This window comes from Sphingobium sp. SA2, from assembly GCF_032227065.1.
GTDB lineage: Bacteria > Pseudomonadota > Alphaproteobacteria > Sphingomonadales > Sphingomonadaceae > Sphingobium.
Genome location: NZ_JAPMXX010000006.1, coordinates 1,500,840 through 1,522,474, shown reverse-complemented (window position 1 = coordinate 1,522,474; position 21,635 = coordinate 1,500,840). Strand labels below are relative to the sequence as shown.

The 21,635-nt window shown below is 64.2% G+C and carries 23 protein-coding genes and 1 other RNA gene; 8 read left to right on the top strand and 16 right to left on the bottom strand.

The genetic code is table 11. The annotated features are described in order from the left end of the window. From OVY48_RS15140 to mscL, 10 genes are all read right to left on the bottom strand, one after another. Positions 1-549 carry a J domain-containing protein gene (locus tag OVY48_RS15140; RefSeq protein WP_037475360.1) on the bottom strand — a complete coding sequence of 183 codons (549 nt, stop codon included), beginning with the start codon at positions 547-549 and terminating at the stop codon, positions 1-3. 68 nt (positions 550-617) lie between these two features. Beyond that, positions 618-1,003: RNase P RNA component class A (gene rnpB, locus OVY48_RS15135), an RNA gene on the bottom strand. A 41-nt stretch (positions 1,004-1,044) separates the two neighbouring features. After that, the gene (locus OVY48_RS15130; protein ID WP_037478310.1) at positions 1,045-1,743 is read right to left on the bottom strand and encodes an N-acetylmuramoyl-L-alanine amidase; all 699 of its coding nucleotides are present in this window, start codon (positions 1,741-1,743) and stop codon (positions 1,045-1,047) included. A 116-nt stretch (positions 1,744-1,859) separates the two neighbouring features. Continuing rightward, the gene (locus tag OVY48_RS15125) at positions 1,860-2,735 is read right to left on the bottom strand and encodes a CheR family methyltransferase (protein ID WP_409593315.1); all 876 of its coding nucleotides are present in this window, start codon (positions 2,733-2,735) and stop codon (positions 1,860-1,862) included. Beyond that, entirely contained in the window at positions 2,732-3,814 is a 1,083-nt protein-coding gene (locus tag OVY48_RS15120; RefSeq protein WP_313923404.1) for a chemotaxis protein CheB, read from the bottom strand. The genes OVY48_RS15125 and OVY48_RS15120 overlap by 4 nt, the downstream gene beginning before the upstream one ends. A 69-nt stretch (positions 3,815-3,883) precedes the next feature. Next, complete coding sequence (locus tag OVY48_RS15115; RefSeq protein ID WP_037475370.1) at positions 3,884-4,249, bottom strand: response regulator; 366 nt, start codon at positions 4,247-4,249, stop codon at positions 3,884-3,886. Between the two features lie 84 nt (positions 4,250-4,333). Further along, entirely contained in the window at positions 4,334-4,771 is a 438-nt protein-coding gene (locus tag OVY48_RS15110; protein WP_313923403.1) for a chemotaxis protein CheW, read from the bottom strand. Between the two features lie 4 nt (positions 4,772-4,775). Beyond that, entirely contained in the window at positions 4,776-7,148 is a 2,373-nt protein-coding gene (locus OVY48_RS15105) for a chemotaxis protein CheA (RefSeq protein WP_313923402.1), read from the bottom strand. Positions 7,149-7,287: 139 nt separating this feature from the next. Continuing rightward, complete coding sequence (locus tag OVY48_RS15100) at positions 7,288-7,557, bottom strand: hypothetical protein (protein WP_037475378.1); 270 nt, start codon at positions 7,555-7,557, stop codon at positions 7,288-7,290. Between the two features lie 143 nt (positions 7,558-7,700). Further along, complete coding sequence (gene mscL / locus OVY48_RS15095; RefSeq protein WP_313923401.1) at positions 7,701-8,144, bottom strand: large conductance mechanosensitive channel protein MscL; 444 nt, start codon at positions 8,142-8,144, stop codon at positions 7,701-7,703. A gap of 103 nt (positions 8,145-8,247) precedes the next feature. On the opposite strand from mscL, the gene OVY48_RS15090 reads away from it, so the two are divergent. From OVY48_RS15090 to OVY48_RS15075, 4 genes are read left to right on the top strand one after another with little or no spacing between them, the layout of a single operon-like run. Then, positions 8,248-8,850: a LemA family protein gene (locus OVY48_RS15090; protein ID WP_037475382.1), complete on the top strand. Its 603-nt coding sequence runs from the start codon at positions 8,248-8,250 to the stop codon at positions 8,848-8,850. Between the two features lie 11 nt (positions 8,851-8,861). Next, positions 8,862-9,761: a TPM domain-containing protein gene (locus OVY48_RS15085; protein WP_409593312.1), complete on the top strand. Its 900-nt coding sequence runs from the start codon at positions 8,862-8,864 to the stop codon at positions 9,759-9,761. Next, entirely contained in the window at positions 9,751-10,428 is a 678-nt protein-coding gene (locus OVY48_RS15080; RefSeq protein WP_313924798.1) for a hypothetical protein, read from the top strand. Before OVY48_RS15085 ends, OVY48_RS15080 begins: the two co-directional genes overlap by 11 nt. Beyond that, positions 10,425-10,955, top strand: coding sequence for an NUDIX hydrolase (locus OVY48_RS15075; RefSeq protein WP_313923399.1), 531 nt, complete (start codon positions 10,425-10,427; stop codon positions 10,953-10,955). The genes OVY48_RS15080 and OVY48_RS15075 overlap by 4 nt, the downstream gene beginning before the upstream one ends. Here the strand turns inward: OVY48_RS15075 and OVY48_RS15070 are convergent. Then, positions 10,952-11,410, bottom strand: coding sequence for a DUF6456 domain-containing protein (locus OVY48_RS15070; protein ID WP_313923397.1), 459 nt, complete (start codon positions 11,408-11,410; stop codon positions 10,952-10,954). The two genes, OVY48_RS15075 and OVY48_RS15070, sit on opposite strands and share 4 nt — an antisense overlap. A 99-nt stretch (positions 11,411-11,509) precedes the next feature. On the opposite strand from OVY48_RS15070, the gene OVY48_RS15065 reads away from it, so the two are divergent. Together OVY48_RS15065 and OVY48_RS15060 are read left to right on the top strand one after the other, a co-directional pair. Beyond that, positions 11,510-12,073 carry a helix-turn-helix domain-containing protein gene (locus tag OVY48_RS15065; protein WP_037472155.1) on the top strand — a complete coding sequence of 188 codons (564 nt, stop codon included), beginning with the start codon at positions 11,510-11,512 and terminating at the stop codon, positions 12,071-12,073. 59 nt (positions 12,074-12,132) lie between these two features. After that, positions 12,133-13,305 carry a glycosyltransferase gene (locus OVY48_RS15060; RefSeq protein WP_313923394.1) on the top strand — a complete coding sequence of 391 codons (1,173 nt, stop codon included), beginning with the start codon at positions 12,133-12,135 and terminating at the stop codon, positions 13,303-13,305. Here the strand turns inward: OVY48_RS15060 and OVY48_RS15055 are convergent. Together OVY48_RS15055 and OVY48_RS15050 are read right to left on the bottom strand one after the other, a co-directional pair. Continuing rightward, the gene (locus OVY48_RS15055; RefSeq protein ID WP_313923393.1) at positions 13,281-14,924 is read right to left on the bottom strand and encodes a molybdopterin-dependent oxidoreductase; all 1,644 of its coding nucleotides are present in this window, start codon (positions 14,922-14,924) and stop codon (positions 13,281-13,283) included. The genes OVY48_RS15060 and OVY48_RS15055 overlap by 25 nt on opposite strands. A gap of 82 nt (positions 14,925-15,006) precedes the next feature. Continuing rightward, on the bottom strand, positions 15,007-15,867 hold the full coding sequence (locus OVY48_RS15050) for a metallophosphoesterase (protein WP_313923391.1): 861 nt from the start codon (positions 15,865-15,867) through the stop codon (positions 15,007-15,009). 70 nt (positions 15,868-15,937) lie between these two features. Here OVY48_RS15050 and OVY48_RS15045 point away from each other — a divergent pair, with 70 nt between their 5' ends. Further along, on the top strand, positions 15,938-16,858 hold the full coding sequence (locus tag OVY48_RS15045) for a diacylglycerol/lipid kinase family protein (protein ID WP_313923390.1): 921 nt from the start codon (positions 15,938-15,940) through the stop codon (positions 16,856-16,858). On the opposite strand, the gene OVY48_RS15040 is transcribed toward OVY48_RS15045, so the two are convergent. After that, entirely contained in the window at positions 16,859-18,016 is a 1,158-nt protein-coding gene (locus tag OVY48_RS15040) for a GNAT family N-acetyltransferase (RefSeq protein ID WP_313923389.1), read from the bottom strand. Positions 18,017-18,161: 145 nt separating this feature from the next. Between OVY48_RS15040 and OVY48_RS15035 the strand changes: the two genes are divergently transcribed. Then, complete coding sequence (locus OVY48_RS15035) at positions 18,162-19,229, top strand: fatty acid desaturase (RefSeq protein WP_313923388.1); 1,068 nt, start codon at positions 18,162-18,164, stop codon at positions 19,227-19,229. A 3-nt stretch (positions 19,230-19,232) separates the two neighbouring features. Here the strand turns inward: OVY48_RS15035 and lptG are convergent, their stop codons facing one another. Both lptG and lptF read right to left on the bottom strand, forming a co-directional pair. Beyond that, on the bottom strand, positions 19,233-20,333 hold the full coding sequence (lptG, locus tag OVY48_RS15030) for an LPS export ABC transporter permease LptG (protein ID WP_313923387.1): 1,101 nt from the start codon (positions 20,331-20,333) through the stop codon (positions 19,233-19,235). Positions 20,334-20,337: 4 nt separating this feature from the next. Continuing rightward, on the bottom strand, positions 20,338-21,555 hold the full coding sequence (gene lptF / locus OVY48_RS15025) for an LPS export ABC transporter permease LptF (protein ID WP_313923385.1): 1,218 nt from the start codon (positions 21,553-21,555) through the stop codon (positions 20,338-20,340). Positions 21,556-21,635 lie beyond the last annotated feature (80 nt).

The window sequence follows — 21,635 nt, the reverse complement described above, 5'->3', positions numbered from 1 at the left end:
TCAATCTACCGCGCCACGCGGTTTCCACGTCCGCCGCTCCTCGGCGGCGCGCAGAACTTCATAGGCGGCCTGGATCGTCTGGAATTGGACCGCCGCTTTGGCATCGCCGGGCTTTACGTCAGGGTGGAATTCCTTGGCCAATCGACGCCAGCTTTTCTTCACCGCTTCGAAATCGGCGTCATCTTCCAGCTCCAGCGCTTGGAGCGCATGCAGTTCGTCGCGCGACCGGTTGCCATCGCCCGGCCCACCCCAGCCATGATAGGCGCTCGACTGAAAGCCGCCTGCATCGCGCCGCTCATCATGTTCGCGCTTCGCCCGCTCTTCGTCGTCCAGCCCCTGAAAATAATCCCAGTTCCGGTTATATTCGCCCGCATGTTCGGGGCAGAAATACCAGCGTTCCGGGCTGTTGGGGGATTTGGGCGCGGGGCAGTTGCCCGGCTGGTCACAGCCAAAGCGATCGCAGCCGCGCACCGCCTGGGCTTCACGCGATGCGCCATAGCTGCGCCAGCGGGGAAAGCCCCAGTCATTGGATCGGCCGTTACGAGACATTAGTTACAGGTAAGGATTCCGTCAGAAAAACGCCACCCCGCTGCAGCGCAAAAGGGATCGCCAAAAAATGTGCCAGAGGGCCTATAAGCCGGGTTTTGTCCTCTCCTTGCGGAGATGTGCGACCATTCCTCTAGGGGACGGATTACTCCGCCCCTCAAGCAACCAACCCGGACGATCTCGGTCGAAACAGACCTAGCAGCCGAAACTGCGCGCCGTCCCTATTCGGTCTTGCTCCCGGTGGGGTTTACCGTGCCGCCTTGCGTTGCCGCAGACGCGGTGCGCTCTTACCGCACCCTTTCAATTTCGCATGGCCTAAGCCGTTGCGACCTGCTTTCTGTTGCACTGTCCCTTGGATCACTCCAGCCGGTCGTTAACCGGCACCGTCATTTCGTGGAGCCCGGACTTTCCTCGCCGTGGAAGTTACCCGCCACGCCGCGGCCGCCCAGCCCTCTGGCAGACACGTCCCTAGCGCCGTTCGGGTCCGGCGTCACCTGCTTATTCATCGCCCCTGGGCTTGGGCAGCAACAGCGCGAGCAGGATGGCGCGGCATTCGCCATCGATCACCCCGTCGATCCGTTCCGGGCGGAAGCGGCGCTGGAACGCGACCACCGCCGCCTGCGGTTCGGCAATGTCATAGCCGAAGCGTTCGAGCGCCAGCATGAAGCCGCCATCGGTCCAGTGTGGGTCCATCAGATTCTTGGTCGGCCGGGGCAGCGCCAGTCGCAGCCGCGCCAGTTGGCCCCAGGGAAACAACTCGCCCGGATCCTGCTTGCGCGCAGGCGCGATATCGCTGTGGCCGACGATATTGCCGCGCGTGATCCGGTGCCGCTGGGTGATGTCATGCACCAGCGGGATCAGCGACCCCATCTGCGCTTCGGGAAAGGGGCGATAGCCCCATTCATGCCCCGGATTGATAATCTCTATGCCGATGCTGGCCGAGTTGATGTCGTCGATACCGCGCCAGTGCGACCGCCCGGCGTGCCAGGCGCGCTTGGCCTCATCGACCATGCGGATGATCTGGCCATCCTCGGTCACGACATAATGGGCCGACACCTTCGATTCCGGGTTGGCCAGCCAGTTGATCGCGCTCGCCGCGTCGGGCATCCCGGTATAATGCAGCACCAACATGGTGATGGGCAGGCTGCGCTCGTCATAATTGGGCGACGGCGTCTCGATCATCGGCAGCTTGGTCATCACGCCCTTTCGGCCTGCACCGTCGATCCGGCGGCCTGACCATGACAATGGCGCAGCGCGACGCCGCAATCAAGCATGGTTAAGAACGGGCAGCCTTGCCTATGGGGCCGGAACGGTCAGCCTGCCAACCGCGTCCGGCCGATCGTCCCCTCCGGCAACGCCGCCTGCCGAACATAGGCACCGCGAAATTCAGGATGGGCGGTGAAATCGTCGCCCTGCCCAATCACCGTTTCGCCTGCACCCAAGAGCAATACCGACCGGGCATGGCTGTGTCGGCCCAGCAGCCGCAGCACCGCCTGCCGCCGCTCCGGCGAGAAATAGAGCAGGACGTTGCGGCACAGGATAAGATCATATTCGCCGCTTGGTGCCTTGGCATCGAACAGGTTGTCGTGGCGGAAATCAATCATGCGGCGCAGTTCCGCGCTGGCGCGCCAATCTTCGCCATGAGGTTCGAACCATTTGATGAGGTCGCCGACCGCCAAGCCGCGTTGAACGTCCATTTGCGAGAAAATGCCGGCGCGCGCTTGATCGATCGCCGCGGTCGAAATGTCGGTGGCCATGATCTCGATCCGCCAGCCGCTCCAACGCGCGGCATCATTACGCAGGCGGATCGCCAGCGAATAGGCTTCCTGTCCGGTCGAACAGCCCGCGCTCCAGATGCGCAAGGTGCGATTGGACCGATCCGCCTGGATCGCAGGCAGGATCTGACGATGGATCATGTCGAAGATCTGAAGGTCGCGAAAGAAGCTGCTTTCATTGTTGAGCAGCGCGTTCACCACATCCTCCTCCAGCCGGGGGTCGCTCTTGCGCGTCAACCGTCCGGCCAGTTCGTCCATGTCCGCCAGCTTATGCTGTCGCAACACCGGGCGTAGCGCGGTTTCCATCCGCCAGGCACGCCCTTCGGACAAGGCCTGGCCAGTGCGGGCTTCGAGCAGCGCCGCCAGAACGCGGGCTGCGCCTTCGAAGATGGCGGCCGGTTGCGCCATTTTCATGCGCCGACCCTGCCGCGTCGGGCGACGAAGTCCATCATCTGGTGCGGCTCCATCAAGGCGCAGGTCAGCCCAGCGCCCGCCACCGATCCCGGCATGCCCCAAACGACGCTGCTGGCTTCGTCCTGCGCCACGATCCAGCCGCCCGCTGCGACGATATCGCGCGCGCCGACCGTGCCGTCCCGCCCCATGCCGGTCAGCACGACCCCGGCTGCACCCGCGCCATAGACCTCCGCCATGCTGGCGAACATGGGATCGACGCCGGGCAGGTTGCCCGCTGGCGTGCGTTCGGGATTGAGTTGCACCATGACCCGGCCGTGGAGGCCGCGGCGCACCTGCAGATTGGCATCGCCCGGCGCGACATAGATGGTGTCGGGGAGCAAGATATCCCCGGTTTCAGCCACCTTCACGCGCAAGCTGGTCATGCGCATCAGTTGTTGCGCGAAATAAACGGTGAAGCTCGCGGGCAGATGCTGGGTCAGCAGCAGCGGCACCCCCATCGGCGCTGACAGGCCTTCGAACAATTGGCCGAGCGCATGGATACCGCCGGTGGAAGCGCCAATGCCCAGACAAGCCAGCGGCTGGAGCGCAGGGCGCGCGACCGGCGGGACAACCGGTGCGGTGGACAGGACAGCCATGACGCGCTGGTCGAACAGGCGGTTGAGCCGGTCGATCAAGCCCTGGGAGAATTGGTAGCCGAAACTGCCGCTGCCGGGCTTCGACACGATGTCACTGGCGCCAAGCGCCAGCGCTTCGACCGCCGCCGCGCTGCCCTCCTCGCACTTGCCCGACAGGATCGCGACCTTCACGTCGGCCTGCGCCTTCAATATCGCCGGGAGCGCGGCCAGGCCGCTCTGCCCCGGCAGTTCGATGTCGAGCAGAACCAGATCGACCGCATGATCGGCCAGATAGCCCAGGGCCAGTTCCGCGCTGTTGCTCTTGTGAACCACGCTATAGGCTGGCTCGTTGTTGAGTATCCGCTCGATCACCGTGCGGACCACCACCGAATCATCGACGATCAAGGTGCGCACGGCACCCTGCTGTCTCCTTATATTGGTCATGATCGGCATGTTGACGGTCATCACGAGGCTCTCTGCACGAAGACGAAAAGGTAGGAGGTTGCTCCCTGGATTGGAGTGCAGGCTGTCGGGCTAGATGACCCCAACGATCACCAATTTGCTTTCCAGCGTTTCGCGATCGAAAGGCTTCATCACATATTCGTCGGCCCCCGCCTCGACCGCAGCCTTGATATGGCTGATGCCATTTTCCGTGGTGCAGAAGATGATCTTGGGACGGGCGGTCATCTTGGCGGTCGTCAGGGCCTGCAGAAACTCCATCCCGCTCATCACCGGCATGTTCCAGTCGAGCAGGACCACGTCCGGTGCGGAGGCTTCGCACTGGGTCAGGGCGTCCTGCCCATCCACCGCTTCGGTGACGGACAGGTCGAGCGATTCGAGAATATGGCGGGCCACCTTGCGGATAACCTTCGAATCGTCGACGACCAGGCAGTTCTTCATGATGCGTCCCTTTGGAATTTATGGCCCGAAAATCGAGACCTAACGGGCAAAAGCGAGTTTTTGGTAAACGTGCTGGAAAACAGTTCAGGCCGCCTGGGCCTGGCAGCCGCCGTCGATGAAGCTGGCCAAGGATACCAGCAGCCAGGGATGACCATCCTGTTCCACGATGGCGCGGCCATAGGGTGCCCAGGGCCGATCCAACTGACCGCGCAGCGGCAATTCTCCCTCCGGCACGCGGCAGATGTCGGAGACGCTGTCGACCATCAGACCATAGCTGTGCCCGGCGATATTGGCGATGATGGCGAGGCCCGCGTCGCGGCTCGGCGACGCCATCCCCTGGATCAAGGCCGCCGTATCGATGATCGTCAGCACCCGGCTCCGTAGGGCGGAAAGGCCCGCGACATGCGCGCCCATGCCCGGCACCGGCGAAATTTCGGTCAGCTTGACGACCGCCTCCACCTCGTCGGTTTCCACCGCGATCCGGGTGCCCGCCAAAGTGGCGAAAAGATATAGTCGGTTCATGGCCCTATCCCTGTCCGGCGGTGATCGCCGCCATCAGTGCGTCCTGGTCATAGCGATAGATGCTGGCGTCGCGCGGCCCGGCGGCACGGGGCGAGGCGCGCAGTTGCACCACGCGGCATCCGGTCATCTCCGCCATGATCCCGGCGACTTTCGACCCTTCGCCATCATGGCATAGCAATACGTCGCGCGGGTCGATCACGCCGTCTTCCGGCAGGCCCAGCACCACGTCGTGGCCCGCCTGCCGCAACAGCGGTGCCAATATCTCGCGGGTCCAACCATCCTCGGCATCGGCCAGCAGGCAACGGCCGCCCTGACCCTCGACCATGTCATAACCGGACAGCGAAGCGAACAGTGCAAACGGGTTTATCACCTCCAGATGCTCGCCTTCGATCACGGCAACGCCGCTTAGGATTCCGTGCATGGCGACCATGTCGGGGACCAGCGGCATCTGGACGATGTCCAGCACGGCGGCGACCGGGTAGCAGGCTTCCTGCGTGCCATCGCGCAGGCGCAAAGCGGACACTTTGGCCCGATCGAACTGGGACAAGCCATTGACGACGGGGATTAATCGCCCGTCGAGCCGGACATAGGCCTGGTCGCCCGACCGGCCGAACAGCCCGACATCGATATCTTCGACCCGGTCGATCAGCGCCAGTTTGAGCAGCCGTTTTTCGCCGGTCATTTCCTCGAACCGCAGCGCCGCGACCATTTCGACCCCGGCGTTGGCGTCCGCTTGCTCCTCTGTCCGCCGTGCGGCCTGATCGTCCAGGATCGTGGGCAGTTGGGCCGCGCTGGCAATGCCCGCCGCGTCCAGCAGCAGCATCGGCTTGCCATTGTCCGGCAAAGTCATGCCAGCATAGACGCCGGTCGCCATGATCAATGGCGAGGCTGGCCGGATTACCAGTTCCTCATGATTGTCCACTGCGGCGACGCCCATTGCATAGGGCACGCCGCTGCCCGACCGCACCACCATGATGGCGCGGGGTCCGGCCTGTGCTGGTCGGTCCATGCCCAGCACATCCTCCAGCTCGATCATCGAGTGCCGCACGCCGCGGATCGTCGCGATCTGTGCGCCGCCGATGCAACTGATTTGGAGCATCGCATTGTTATCATGCAGTATTTCGACAACGGCAGCGCGCGGGATGGCGAAATGCAGGCCGCCCGCCCGCACCACCAGCCCCGGAATGATTGTCAGCGTCAGCGGCACGCGCAGGGTGATGCACAGCCCCTGGCCCGGATGATTGTCGAGCGCGATGACGCCGCCGATCCGCTCCACATTGGCGCGCACCACGTCCATGCCGACGCCGCGGCCGGAGATTGACGTCACTTGATCGGCGGTGGACAGTCCGGCGTGGAAGATCAGGTCCAACCTGTCCACCTCGGTCATCCGCGCCGCCGCTTCGGCGGTCAGGCGACCTGCGCCGATCGCCTTGTCCACCAGCCGCGCGGTGTCGATGCCTGCGCCATCGTCGCTGATGGTGATGACGATCTGATTGCCTGATTGGCGGGCCTCCACGCGCAGCGCGCCGGCTTCCGGCTTGCCGACCGCGCGACGCTGTTCGGGGGATTCGATGCCATGGTCGATGGCGTTGCGGACGATATGGGTGAGCGGATCGACGACCATCTCCACCATTTCGCGGTCCATTTCGACATCGCCGCCCTCCAGCGTCAGGTCGATGCGTTTGCCCAGATCCCGGCCGAGATCGCGAACCATGCGCGGGATGGCAGCGAACAGCCGTTCGACCCGCTGCATCCGCGTCTTGGAAATCACGTCGCGCATGTCCGCGACGCAGGTCGACAGCCGTTCGAACACATTGTCGAGTTCAGGATCGGCGGATCGCTCGCGCAGTTTGCGCGACAATTCGTTGCGGGCCAGCACCATGTCCGACACGCCGTTCATCAACTGGTCAATGAGGCTCAAGGGCAGGCGGATGGTGCGGGGGCCAGCCTGTCCCGCTTGCCGCGCCACCGCGACCGGAGCCGCCTGCACCTGGGGCGTGGGCTGGTCCACTGGGGCGTTGAGCGCCGCGATCAGATAATCATCATTTTCGTTGGGGAGCGCCGCGCCCATGGCCACCGCTTCGGTCAGTTCGCCGATCCGGTCCATCAGGCCCAGTACCGCGCTCACCGTTGCGGGATCAGCGCCGCGCTTGCCGGCACGAATATCCGCCAGCACATCTTCGGCAGCGTGGCTGAGCCGTTCGAACCGGGGGAGGTTGAGGAAGCCGCAGCTGCCCTTGACCGTGTGGAAGAAACGGAAGATCGCATCGAGCCGGTCGCGGTCGGACGGGTCGGCTTCCCACGCCACGACCTCCCCAGCCAACGCTTCAAGCGTTTCCTGGGTTTCCGATATGAATTCCTGCAGTAACTCGTCCATTGCCATGGCCCCACCGATGCGCGCGACAGGCACCTTTGGCGGGACGTGGTTAAAGGGCCGTTAAAAGCCGGGACGCAGACGGCAAAAGGGGCGCCGTGACCATGTCACGACGCCCCTCCGCTTGAATGACGAGAGCAGATTACTGCTGGTCTTCGACCGCTTCTTCAGCCTTCTCGCCCGCTTCGCGGGTGGCGTCGGCCTTGTTTTCCAGCGCATCGGCAGCATTTTCAGCCGACATTTCGGCGTTGCCGGTCAGGTTGTCGGCCATGGCTTCCATATTGTCAGCCTGGTTGTCGAGGGCGTCCGCCTGATTTTCGTAAGCGTTCTCGACCTGGTTTTCCTTGGCGGAATCGCACGCTGCGAGCGCGACAAGGCTGGCGAGGCCAAGGACTTTGACGAAGGTTTTCACGGCGTTGTTCTCCTGTTGCGCCCCCTGGGGCTACCTACTTCGCAAGGCTTCCAGGCCGCACACGCAGCCTTCAGCCCTGACCGCGATCAACCGGTCGCGCCGGGGATGGTTCCCGTCGCAGTCTCGCTTCGTCGCATAAACGATTATTTTTTGAGGGAATCGCGGATTTCGCGCAGCAACATGATGTCTTCGGGCGTGGGCGCGGGTGCCGCAGCGGGGGCTTCGGCCTCCTGCTTGGCGGTCAGCCTGTTGACCAGCTTGACCAGCAGGAAGATGATGAAGGCGAGGATCATAAAATTGACCAGCACGGTCAGAAATTCGCCCCAGCCGAACATGGCAACGCCCGCAGCCTTCAGATCGGCATAGCTTTCGGGATTGCCCTGAAAACCCGCCGGCAGATCACCCATGCGGATGAAGTAGCGCGAAAAGTCGGCGCCGCCGAAAATATAGCCGACCACCGGCATGATCAGGTCATCGGTCAGCGACTTGGTGATGGTCGCGAAGGCACCACCGATGATGACGCCGACCGCGAGGTCCATCACATTGCCGCGATTGATGAAAGTCTTGAATTCCGAAAGCAGCCCCATGGTTTAAGCCCTTTTACCATCTGCGATAATATCTGCATGGCCCGTTGCGCGGATCAGTTCAACGCCCTATTTCCAGCAGCGAAACAATCGCCAAGGATGTCCCATGACGCGCCTGCGCCGCTTCTCCACCTTTCTGCTGCCGCTCTTTGGGGCGTTCGCCCTGTCCGCGTGCGGTATCAACAGTGTTCCGACGGCCGAGGAAGAGGCGAAGGCCAAATGGGCCGACGTGCAGGCGCAATATCAGCGCCGCTCCAACCTGGTCGGCAATCTGGTCGCCACGGTCAAGGCGGCGGGCAAGCAGGAGCAGGACACGCTGGTCCAGGTAACCGAAGCGCGGGCCAAGGCCACGTCGGTACAGGTAAATGCCGAAGACCTGTCCGACCCCGCCAAGGTCGCGCAGTTCCAGGCAGCACAGGCGCAGTTGAGCCAGGGGCTTGGCCGTTTGCTCGCCTCGGTCGAAGCCTATCCCGACCTCAAGAGCAATGAGAATTTCCTGCAGCTCCAGTCGCAACTGGAGGGCACCGAAAACCGCATCGCCGTCGCCATTCGCGACTATAATGGCGCGGTGCAGGCTTATAATACCCGCATCCGCACCTTCCCCGATGCGATCGGCGCGAAGATCATCCATGGGGCCAAGCCGATGACGCCGTTCCAGGCCACCACCCCCGGCGCGGAAGAAGCCCCCAAGGTCGATTTCGGTAGTTGAGCATAGGAACCATGCCTTCCTCTCCGTTCGGCCTGAGCCTGTCGAAGGCCCCTTCCTTTCGTTGGGGAGGAGTATCGACAGGCCTGCTCCGCACGGCACTGTCTGGCCTATTTCTCCTTCTCCTCGCGCTCGCCTCGACGGCGTGGGCGCAGGATTTTCCGAAGTTCGACGACAAGGGCGTGGTCGATGCCGCCAACCTGCTCGATCCGGCGCAGGAACAGGCGCTTAGCCAGACGCTGATCGCGCAGAAGCAGGCCAGCGGACGTTCGCTGGTGGTCGCGACCATAGCCGATCTGCAGGGCTATGATATTGCCGACTATGGCTATCGGCTGGGTCGCGCCTGGGGCATTGGTGACAAGGACAGCAATGGCGCATTGCTGATCATTGCACCCAATGATCGCAAGGTGCGGATCGAGGTCGGCTATGGCCTGGAAGGTGTGCTGACTGACGCGCTTTCGTCCCAGATCATCCGCAATGCCATCACCCCGCGCTTCAAGGCGGGCGACATGCCCGGTGGCATCGTGGCGGGCGTGGAGCAGATCACCGCCTTGCTCGCCCTGCCGCCCGAAGAGGCCAAGGCCCGCGCGGCCGCTGCAGAAACCGAAGCGCGGGCCGCCGATCGCGGCGGCAGTGCGATATTGGGTTTGTGGCCGATCCTGTTCATCATCCTCTTCATCGCCATGCGGCTGATGTCGCGCGGCACCGGCGGGGGCGGCGGGAAGCGCTATCGCCGAGGCGGGAGCAGCATGCCGATCATCCCTGGGTCCGGGTGCTGGCGGGTCCGGCTGGGGGGTCGGGCGGCGGCTCCAACTGGGGCGGTGGTGGCGGCTTTGGCGGTGGTGGCGGCGGCTTTTCGGGCGGCGGCAGCTTCGGCGGCGGCGGCGCGTCGGGGGACTGGTGATGCAGCTTAACCTTAGCCAGGCCGACCATGACCTCGTTTCCGCCGCGGTCGCGGAAACCGAAGCGCTGACGTCGGGCGAAATCGTCACCATCGTCGCGCGCCGGTCGGACGCCTATCATGATGTCGGCTTGATCTGGGCCGTGGCGGCAGTGTTTCTGACGCTAGGCTGGTTCGCGACCTTCCCTAACCATTTGCGCGATCTGTCCGCGATGCTGCTCAGCGACTGGGAGCATGAGGTTGCCGACTGGAAATTGCTGACCGTGTTGCTGGGCGACTTGCTGCTCAATTTCCTGGTCATCCGTTATCTGTTGGCGATCCCGGCGCTGCGGATGTGGGCCACGCCGCGCGCGACCAAGGCGCGTCGCGTGCGCCGCCGGGCCATCCTGCTGTTCCGTTCGGCGGTCGAGGCGCGCACTCATGGCCGCACCGGTGTTCTCCTCTATCTCTCGCTCGACGAACATCGCGCCGAACTGGTGGCCGACCGCGCCATCAACGACAAGGTCGCGCCCGAAGCCTGGGGCGAGGCGATGGCGGCGCTGATCGTGGCGATCCGCGACGGTCGCCCCGGCGAAGGGCTGGCGGCCGAAGTGCGGCAGGTCGGCGCGATATTGGCGACGCATTTCCCGCGCGCGCAAGACGACATCAACGAATTGCCCGACAGGCTGATCGAATTATGACCGACCCGGATCGCGATGCGCCCGAAGAGGTGATGTGGCAGGGCCGCTTCATCACCGCCAAACAGCGCGGCAAATGGGAATATGTGGGGCGCGCGCGCGGCATCCGGGCGGCCGTGATCCTGGCGATCGATGACGGCCATGTCCTGCTGGTCGATCAATATCGCGTGCCTTTGGGTCGGCGCTGCATCGAACTGCCCGCTGGCCTGGTGGGTGACGAGGCAGCGGGCGAGGACGCCAGCATCGCCGCCGCGCGCGAGTTGGAGGAAGAGACGGGCTATCGCCCGGCCCGGCTCGAATCGCTTGGCCAGTTTTTCAGCTCGCCCGGCATGGTGTCGGAAAGTTTCACCCTGTTCCGCGCCCATGGCCTGGAGAAGACCGGCGACGGCGGCGGTGTGGAGGGCGAGGATATTATCGTTCACCGCATCCCGCTTGCCACCCTGCCCGACCAGATCGCGGAGTGGCGCGCGCAGGGCTATGCGATGGACGTTAAGCTGCTGTTGCTGCTGGGCGCGGGGATGATGGCTTAGGCCACCCGATACCAGTCGGCCACGCGCTCCAGGGCGAGGGTCAGCACCAGCTTGCCTGCGCGGCTCGGCCAGCCCAGCGCTTTTTCCGCCGCGACGAGGCCTTCGCCTGCACAGACCACGCGCCACAATATGTCGGCGAGGCCCGGCCCGGCGGCCGTGACCGCGCCATCGAAACGGTCGCGCGCCGACAGTTGCGCGCTGGTCGGGTCGGCTTGCCGTCCCGGTCCACGCCGTCCGCCCTCGCGCGGGGCCTCGTCCCAGCACATCGTCACCCGTGCGCCGAGGCCCGCTTTCTCCCAGTCGGCGCGCAGGCGTTCGCCCGCCAGATATTGGCGTTCGCTCACATGCCCGCGCGCGTGCAGCCAGGCGAGCGGGGATTCGCCGAGATTGACCATCACCCGCTGCGCCCGGCCATCGGGGCCTTCGATCGTCTGTTCGATATGCGTTGCGGCCATCACCACCTCCTGTCGCCCAAGAATCGGAAGAGCCGCTCTTGCCATGGAGGATCATTTGTAGGAAAGAGAAAACCAAATAGGTTATTATTGAGGTATGGGATGATCACCCGCATCCGCGAAGTCCGCAAGGCGAAGGGGCTGACGCTCGAACAGGTTGGGGCGCTGTGCGATCCGCCGACGACGGCGCAGACGATCGGGCGGCTGGAAACGGGCACGCGCACCGTATCGGTGAAATGGCTCAACCGCATCGCGCTGGCGCTGGGCGTTACCACGTCCGAACTGGTCGCGTTGCCGGGCCAGGCCGAAGTGCCGGTCGCCGCGTTGCTCGGCCCTGATGGCGTGCGCGCGCCGACCCGGCCGCTCGCCTTCCCCTCGCCCGCGCCAAGCGACGGCATGGTCGGCGTGCATGTCAGCGCCAGCATCGGCGATTATCGCAGCGGTGACGCGATTTGGTGCCGCCGCATCGGGCCGGAAGAATTCGCCAGCGCGCTCAACCGCGACATTCTCTTTCCGCGTCCCGCCGGGCGCTTCCTGTTCGGGCGGCTGATCGGGCGGGAAGGCGACCGGCTGCAACTGCTGCCGCTGGGGTCGGGCGCGCGGCAATTGGTGCTGACTGACCCGCCATGGGCCGCAGTCGCCGTGCAACTCGTCCGGCGGCTCTAGCCAAAAGCACAAGCGCCGCTTAACCCGATGGCAATGGCTGATCCGCGAAAGACAAGACCATGACGCTCAATGTCCTCATGCTATCGACCCTCTTTCCCGATATCAGCCGCCCCAATTTCGGCGTGTTCGTGGAACGGCAGGCGCGCGAACTGGCCAGCCGGGCGGAGGCGACGGTCACCGTCGTCGCGCCGGTCGGCCTGCCGCCATGGCCATTGTCGCTCAGCGCCCGCTATGCGCCGCTGCGCGCGCTGCCGCGCAAGGAACGCTGGCGCGAACTCACCGTCTATCGTCCGACCTTTCCGATCATCCCCAAATTTGGCGGGCGTACCAATGTCATCACCATGACACGGGCGATCCTGCCGCTGGTGCGTCGGCTCCACGCGCAGACGCCGTTCGATGTGATCGATGCCAGCTTCTTCTTCCCCGATGGGCCAGTGGCGCAGCGCTTGTCGAAAGCGCTCGGCATCCCCTATTCGGTCAAGGCGCGCGGCGCGGATATTCACCATTGGGGCACGCAGCGCAGTACCCGCAAGATGGTGGCCCAAGCGGGCGACCAGGCGGCGGGCCTGCTCGCCGTGTCCGACGCGATGCGCCGGTCGATGGCGCGGATGGGGATGGATGCCGACAAGATCCGGGTCCATTATACCGGGGTCGATCTCGACACGTTCGAACTGTCCGATCGCGCAGCGGCGAAGGAAGCGCTCGATTTCAGCGGGCCGGTGGTGCTGTGCGTCGGCGCGCTGATCCCGCGCAAGGGGCAGGAACTGCTCGTCCGCGCGCTGCCCGCATTGCCCGATGTCACCTTGCTGTTGGCGGGTCAGGGACAATATCGGCGGACGCTGGAAAATCTGGCGCAGGAATTGGGCGTCGAACGCCGCGTCGGTTTCCTGGGGTCCGTGCCGCATCATAAATTGCCACGCATCTTTGCCGCCGCCGATGTGATGGCGCTGCCTTCATCGTCCGAAGGCCTGGCCAATGCCTGGGTCGAATCGCTCGCCTGCGGCACGCCGATCGTCATCAGCGACGTGGGCGGCGCGCGCGAACTGCTCGATCGGCCCGAAGCTGGGCAGATCGTCGATCGCGATCCGCAGGCCATCGCGGCGGCCATTCGTACTATCCTCGATGATCCACCCGCACCCGAAACGGTGCGCGAGGCGGCGCTGCGCTTTACCTGGGCGGCCAATGGCGACGCGCTGCTAGCGCATCTTCAGGGGATCGCGGCATCGGCCTGACCCGCGATCGGCAATAGCCGCGCCCGGCCGTCGGGCGTCGGAAAATGCCCGCCGTCGAACGGCACTTCGCCCCAGCGCCAGGGCGTCAACTCGGCATAGGCGGGGTTGGAAATGGGCGCATGGCGACGCAGGTTGAGCAGCCGCGTGCCATCATTGCGATAGGCGGTCAGCCGCCCATGTTCGCGATAAATATCGGCAGGCTGTTCATAATGAAAAGCATCGCCCCAGCCCATGGCTTGCGCCACCCGCGTCAGCATCCACCAGTCGGGCCGCGCCTCGCCGGGCAGGTCGAACAAGCGTCGCTGGCGACTGACCAGCCGGTCAAGCCCCGTTATCGTGCCATCCTTTTCGATCCAGTTCGCCGAAGGGAGGCATAGGGTCCAGCCGTCCTCGGCTTCTTTCGCACGGTCGGTCGAGCGGATCGACAGTGGCACCACCGCTCGCGCGGCGCGCAACCAGTCCGTTGCCCCGTCATCCGCGCCGATGCTCCATAACGCCCGCACCTGCCCGTCGCGCACGGCGTCGAGCAGCGCGTCGTCCTCCAGTCCGGGCTGCTCCACCAACTGCCGCGCGCCCCAGAAGCGGGCGACATTGGCGCGCGTCAGCTCGGAGAAATCACCATGGGCGGCAAGGTCGGCGGCGTGACAACCCACCTCGCGCGCGCCCATGCCGTTCGCGCCGGAAGGCAGCGCGAAGGGTGCCGCGCCCGGTTGTCCGATCCGCCCCGACAGCAGATGCAGGTTGATCGCCGCCGCCGCAACCTCCGCGCCCGCCGTTTCGCCGAACAGGGTCACTAGCCGATCCACCGGCCCGATCGCATCGTAGAAATCCCGCACCTGTCCCGGCTCGATGCCGCAGGCCCGCGCCACCGACCATAGATCATGGCCGGGTGCCAGCCGATCCCGAAAGTCATCGGGCATGGTTACATGCGCGGCTACGAAATCCGCATCGATCAGGCCGCCATCGATGCTGTGCAGCAGCCACCCCGAGAGCAAGCGGGCGACGCTCCCTGCACGCACCGGCAATTGCATGTCGGCGTCGATCCCCGTGCCAAGCACCACGAGCCGCGTACCGCGCGTCGTGCGCGCCTCCTGCACCCGCTCCAACAAGAGCGGATGCGCCAGCAACGCGGGCACGTCGGCGATCAGGATCAGGTCGGCGCGGTCGATATCCTCCAGCGTGGCGGGCATCACATCTTCGCCATAGGCGGCGCGCTGCACGCCGCCGATCACGCCGCGCCAGGGGGCATGGATATGGGCCGACCCCAAAAAGCCCTTCATTAGCTTGTTGGCGACATAATAGTCCTCGGTCAGCAAGCCGCCGCCGACATGCAGTGCGATGCTGCCTGGTCCATGACGCGCCTGCACGGCGGCCAGACGCCGGGCGATCAGCGCGATGGCCTTGTCCCATGTCGCGCGCTTACCTTCGACCAGCGGATGCAGCAATCGCCCGCCCAGGTCCGCCATGGCGGTCAGCATGTCTGCCCGATCGCACAACCGCCCGGCATTGGCGGGATGCGCCTTGTCACCCTCGGTCCGCAGGTCGCGATCAGTGCCGGTCATCGCCCGCACGCCGCACCCCATGCCGCACTGGCCGCACAGGCTTCTGACGATCGCCATCTCAGCGCGGATTCCGGTTGCGAACGCTCATAGGCCGCGTCCTAGCGTATCGCGCTATCCGACAAAAGCAGCCACGGCGATGTCAGGCGATGGCACCCACGCTCGCCGGATGATCAACCGCCTCGCCGGTCCAGCGATCGCCATGCTGATGATAGGCGACATGGCTGGCGCGCTGGAACCCTGTGCCGTCCCAGACGATCACCTGCAGTTCCACTTCGTTGTTTCGGTGGACGTGCAGCCAGTTGAAGCTTTGTGGTTCGTCGTTGCGCAGGCGTGTAGAGGTGGCGGTGCCGGCCTGGATCACCAGCGCGCCGCCCGCCTGCTCGACCATCTTGGTCGCCGATTCGGCATAGGTCTGGTGGAAGTGGCCCGCCAGTGCGAGATGCACCCCAGCTTCGCGCGCCGCCTGTATCGCGTCCTCATGCTGGCCGACCGCTTCGCTCAATTCGCCGCCCCGGCCGATCGGCATGGCGAACAGCGGGTGGTGGGTCACCAGTATCCGCGTCTTGTCCGGCGCGACGGTGGCGAGGCGTTGGCATAATATTTCCATCTGATCATGATTGATCCGGCCATCCTTGATCGTCAGCGAGCGCGCGGTGTTGAGGCCCAGAATGGCGACCTCGGCATCTTCATAGAAGGGACACAGGTCGCTGCTGATATAGCGTTTGTAGCGATCAAGCGGGGCCATGAAGCGCCGCACCACGTCATAGAGCGGCACATCATGATTGCCCGGCACGACCAGCAATTTGAGGCCTGCGCTGCGCAGGCGGTTGAGCCAAGCGGACGCCGCCCGGAACTGATCGACGCGGGCGCGCTGCGTGAAATCGCCGCTGATGACGACCAGGTCCGGTCGGCGCTCCTCCAGCCAGGCGGTGGCGGCGTCGACGATCCTGGGATCGTTCGCGCCAAAGTGAATGTCGGAGAGATGTGCGATGCGGGCCATTAAAGGGTAACGAAGTGTAAGCAGATGGTTTCCATTGGACCCAAATCCCCTCTTGCCGTGTTGTTGTGCCATGGAAACGAAAGCGCCCCCCAGCCCTGTTCTTCGCCCCCTCCCCCGCGAGGCCGCGCTGATCGTCAACGCGCATAGCCGCAGGGGCCAGGATCTTTACGCGCAAGCCAAGCAGAAGCTGGAAGAGGCAGGCGTCCGGCTGGTTGCCGCGCATGCGGTCGAAGATCCCAGCCAAATGGATAGGACGGTCCGCCAGGCGATTGCCGATGGCGCGCCGATGGTGATCGTCGGCGGGGGCGATGGGTCGATGTCGGGCACGGTCGATGAACTGGTGGGCAAGGATTGTGTCTTTGCCGTGCTGCCGCTCGGCACCGCGAACAGCTTTGCCCGCACATTGGGCTTGCCGCTCGATCTGGGCGGCGCGGTGCAGGTGATTGCCCATGGCCGCCGCCGACGTGTCGATCTGGGCATGATCGACCGGGATTATTTCGTCAACGCCGCCTCGCTCGGTCTGTCGCCGATGATCGGCAAGACCGTGCCGCACAAGCTCAAACGCTATCTCGGCCGGATCGGTTATCTGGTCTGGGCGGTCAAATGCTCGGTTGGGTTCCGTGCCTTTCGCCTCGTGATCGACGATGGGCAGAAGGAGCATCGGCTCTGGTCGACCGAAGTCCGTATTCTCAACGGCCCCTTTCATGGGGGGGTCGAATTGTCCGACCATGCCGATGTGGACACGGGCGAAATCGTTGTCCAGGCGGTGGTCGGACGCAGCCATGTCCGGCTCGCCTGGGACTGGTATGCCAAATTCTTCAAGCTGCGCGACCGGGATTCCCACACGCAGGAATTTACCGGCAAATCGTTCAAGATTTCGACCCGCCCGACCCAGCGCATCTCGATCGATGGCGAAGTGCTGGCGAAAACGCCGGTCACCGCCCGGATCGCGGCGGGCGCGATCGAGGTGGCGGTGCCGGTCGAGACGTGATCAGAGCGGCTTTTCGTATATCTGATAGACTTTGTTGACCGTGCTGTTGATCGCCTCGGCAATCGCATTCATCCCCTGATTATCGTCCAGCACCCAGCCGATCTCGCCCCGCGTCGAGCCATAATGTTCGATCGCGTCGAGCCGGATATGTTCGATCATCATGAAGGCGAGTTGGCTGGCGATGCGCGAGGATTGCAGCCGTTGCACCACGCCCATCAGCGGCACGCGCATGGTGCGGACCTTGGGCTTGCGCAGCCAGCGCAGCAATTTTAGCCAACCGAACGGGAAAAGCGATCCGTTGAGCGGACCCAGCGCCTCGTTGAGGTCGGGCAGGGTCATCATGAAGGCGACCGGCTCGCCATCCAGTTCGGCGATCATGATCAGATCTTCGAACACGATGGGTTTCAGCTTTTTGCCGGTATGCGCGACTTCCGCATCGGTGATCGGCACGAAGCCCCAATTCCTGCCCCAGGCGTCGTTCAGGATCGACAGGATGATCGCCGCTTCCTTGTCGAACTTCGCCTTTTCGACCTTGCGGATGCGGATGCGCGGATTTTTCTGCCCCGACGCGACGATCCGCTGGATGAGCGGCGGGAATTGGTTGGTGATGTCCAGTTCGTAGCAAAGCAATTGCTTGGCCGGGGCATAGCCTGCGTCCTCTATCATCCCCTGATAGGTCGGGCTGTTATGCCCCATCATGACCGTTGGGGGATGATCATGGCCCTGGATCAGCAAGCCAGGCTCTTCCCAGATCGACAGCGAAATCGGCCCCAGCACGCGGGTCATGCCCTTGGTGCGCAGCCAGTCCTCGGCCGCCGCGATCAGCGCCGCGCCTACGTCCGCATCGGTCGCTTCGAACAGGCCGAAATTGCCCGTGCCCGGCCCCATGCCTTGTTCGGCCGGTTGGGCCAGCGCCAGACGATCGATATGCGCCGAAATGCGGCCGACAACGCGGTTGCCGCGGCGCGCGAGGAAATATTGCGCTTCGGCATGGTCGAAAAAGGGATTGTCGCCGGGCGTCAGCAGCGCCTTCACCTCGGCCTTGAGCGGGGGCACCCAGTTCGGATCGTTCGCATAGAGGGACCAGGGCAGGTCGATAAAAGCCTTGAGGTCGGCCTTGCCGGAAACGGGAGTGATGACCAGATCGGATTGCGCCACGGTTGCCGCCTTGATGATGGGAATGGGATGCAGTTCGCCGCTTGTTTGCGCAATGTCAATCACGGGCGCGGGTTGGCGGCGTATCGGGACGCGGATGTCATGGTGCTGCCACGATATCAGCGCATTTGGAGTTTAGGACGGTCTTATGACAGTGCATGATCCCATATTGGCCGCCGCCCAGCGCGCGCGGGCGACCATTCCCGACGACACCGCCATGCTGCGGGCCGCAGCGGAATTGATGCGCGACTATAGCGTCGCCAATCCGCGCATCTATTGGCCCGACATGCTGGGTTCAGCGCTGATCGGCTGGGCCGCGATGGCAGGCGCGATCGTGGCGGAGAATATGGCGATCGCTATTGTGTGTGGCCTGGTTGCGATGATGGCGTTGTATCGCGCGGCGAGCTTCATCCATGAGCTGACGCATATCCGTAAAGGTGCGCTGCCGGGCTTTCGCTTCGGCTGGAACCTGATCGTCGGCATTCCGCTGATGATCCCGTCCTTCCTCTATGAAGGCGTGCATACCCAGCATCATGCCCGCACCCGCTATGGCACGGCGGAAGACCCCGAATATCTGCCGCTGGCGCTGATGAAGCCCTGGTCGCTGCCTTTGTTCATTCTGGTCGCGTCGCTGGCGCCCGTCGGCCTGATCCTGCGCTTCGGGCTGCTGACGCCGCTCAGCCTCATCCTGCCGCCCTTGCGCCGCAAGGTGGTGGCGGAACTGTCGGCGCTGTCGATTAATCCTGCCTATCGCCGCCGCGCGCCGGAGGGTGACTTTGCGCGCATGTGGGCGTGGCAGGAAGCGGGTGCCTGCCTGTTCGCGCTGGCGCTGGTGGGCAGCGTATTCGTCTTCGGCTGGAAGCCTTTGCTCGTCTATATGGCGATCCATTCGGCGATGACCGTCGTCAACCAGTTGCGCACCTTGGTCGCGCATCTGTGGGAGAATGAGGGCGACCCGATGACGGTGACCGCGCAATATCTCGATTCGGTCAATGTGCCGCCGCCCGGTGCCTTGCCCGAACTATGGGCGCCGGTGGGCCTGCGCTATCATGCGCTCCACCATCTGCTGCCGAGCGTCCCCTATCATGCGCTGGGCAAGGCGCATGCCCGGCTGATTGCGACGCTGGACGTCAATTCCCCCTATCATCGTGGCAATTATCCGGGGATGACCCCGCTGGTAGGCAAGATCGCGCGCAGCACGATGGGCGCGCGCTGAGCCTTATTCCTCGGTCCTGAACAGCACCGTTTCGCCGACCAGCAGGAACAGGAAGAAGGGTGCCCAAGCCGCAAGGAAGGGCGGATAGGCACCCAGGCTGCCCATCGCCAGCGAGAAATTGTCAGCGACGAAATAGGCAAAGCCAAGCGCCATGCCCATCACCGCGCGCACGAACAATTGGCCGGACCGGGCGAGGCCGAAGGCGGCAACGGACCCCAGGATCGGCATCAGCAGTGCGGACAGCGGCCCCGATAATTTGTGCCACAGGCTTGCCTCCAGCTCCGCCGTCGGCCGCCCGGCGTCATGCAGGTCGGCAATCGCCGCCTTGAGCTGCGCGAAAGTCAGCGCGTCAGGATCGACCTTGGCCAGGGTGAACTGGTCGGGGCGAATGTCGCGGCCGAAGCGGACGGTGCCGACATTGGTGACCGTGCCGCGCGCGACGTCGAACTGCCGCGCGCCTTCCAGCAGCCAACTGCGGCTGGCGGCGTCGTAGCGACCGCGCGGCGCTTCCACGATGGTCGTAAGGCTGTTGTTGATGCGGTTGTAGATGCGAACTTGGCGCAGTTGGACTTCCGTGCCCCGCCCCGCCACGATTGCAGCGTTGACGAGATTGTTGCCGTCGCGGACCCAGGGGTTGCTCTTGACCCCGCTGTCGCGCGGGATCGGTCCATAATCCACATCTTCCCAGGCGCTGAGCGCCGCAGTCGACCGCGCCACCACCCGCTCGTTGAACACATAGCTGATCAGCGAGACGCCCAGCGCCGCGGCAATCAGCGGTGCCAATATCTGATGCGCGGACAGGCCCGCCGCCTTCATCGAGATGATCTCGCTATTCTGGTTGAGCGTGGCCAGCATGACCAGCGTGCCGAGCAACACCGAGAAGGGCAGGAAGCGGGCGATGATCTGCGGCGCGCGCAGGCCGACATAATGCCATAATTGCGCGTCGCCATTGCCGGGATAGGCCAGCACGTCGCCCGAATTGCCGAGCAGGTCGAGCGTCTGCAGCACCACCACCAGCAGCGCCAGGACGGCGAACGTCCGGGTCAGGAACAGGCGCGCCATATAGAGGGTGATGGGCGTCGACGGGAAGAAATTAAACTGCATGGCCTCAGGCCGCTCCTTCCACGGTCATAGCAGGTCGCCGTTTACGGCCCAGCCGCAGCAGGCGCGCGACCTGCTTGCCCAATTTGGCGAAGGCGAATTCCAGCGCGCCGATCGGCTGCCCACCGGGGCGATGCGCCACCACATGATACATCCAGAAGATCAGCCCCGACACCAGCACGAACGGTCCCCACAGGGCGATGATCGGATCGATCTTGCCAAGCGCGCCGATGCCTTCGCCATATTGGTTGATCTTGTGATAGGTTACGATGAAGACGATCGAGAGGAAGACGCCGAGCGCCGATGTCGATCGCTTCGGCGGAATGGCAAAGGCCAGCGCGGCAAGCGGCAACAGCAGCATCATCGCCACTTCGACCATGCGGAAATGGAAGTTAGCGCGCACTTCGTCGCGCAGTTTGTCGGGCGTGGCGGCGCTGCGGCCGATCACCACCAGTTCGGGGATCGTCTTTTCCCGATCCACGTCGCGGCCCCTGAAGTTCTCGATCTGCGGCAGGTCGATCGGCAGGTCATGGCTGGAAAAGGACAGGATACGCGGCGTCTTATATTTGGGCGCATCATTGACCAGCACGCCGTTGCGCAGGCGGAAGATGATCGTGTCCGGATCGTCGGTCGCCAGGAACATGCCTTGCGCCGCCGTTACCGCCACCGATTGGCCGTCGCGGCTTGTCGCCCGCACGAAAATGCCCTGGAGATTGCGGCCTTCGTCCAGGCTGCGCTCGATTCGCATCGTCATCCGCTTGCCCAGATTCGTGAACTCGCCGACCTTGATCGACGCGCCGAGCGCACCAGACCGCAGTTCGAAGCGCAATGCCTCATAGGCGTGGCGTGATAAAGGCTGGACCCAGCCGACGATGCCGAAATTGAGCAGCGCCAGCGCGATCGCATACATATAGGGCACACGCAGCAAGCGGCCGTAGGACAGGCCGACACCCCGCATGACGTCCAGCTCCGACGACATGGCGAGCTTGCGAAAGGCCAGCAATATGCCGAGCATCAGGCCGATCGGGATGCCAAGCGAGAGATATTCGGGCAGCATATTGGCCAGCATGCGCCACACGACGCTGACTGGCCCGCCCTCCGCCGCGACGAAGTCGAACAGGCTGAGCATCTTGTCGAGGACAAGCAGCATCGCGGCGATCACCAGCGTACCCAGCATGGGCACCGCGATCAGGCGGGCGAGATAACGGTCGGTGGCGGTCAGCATTCTCTAAGTCGTCGTCCCATCACCATGTTTTGGCCGCAAACCCCGCCCATATCAAACGGCATAGCGTTGCGGGGCGAACA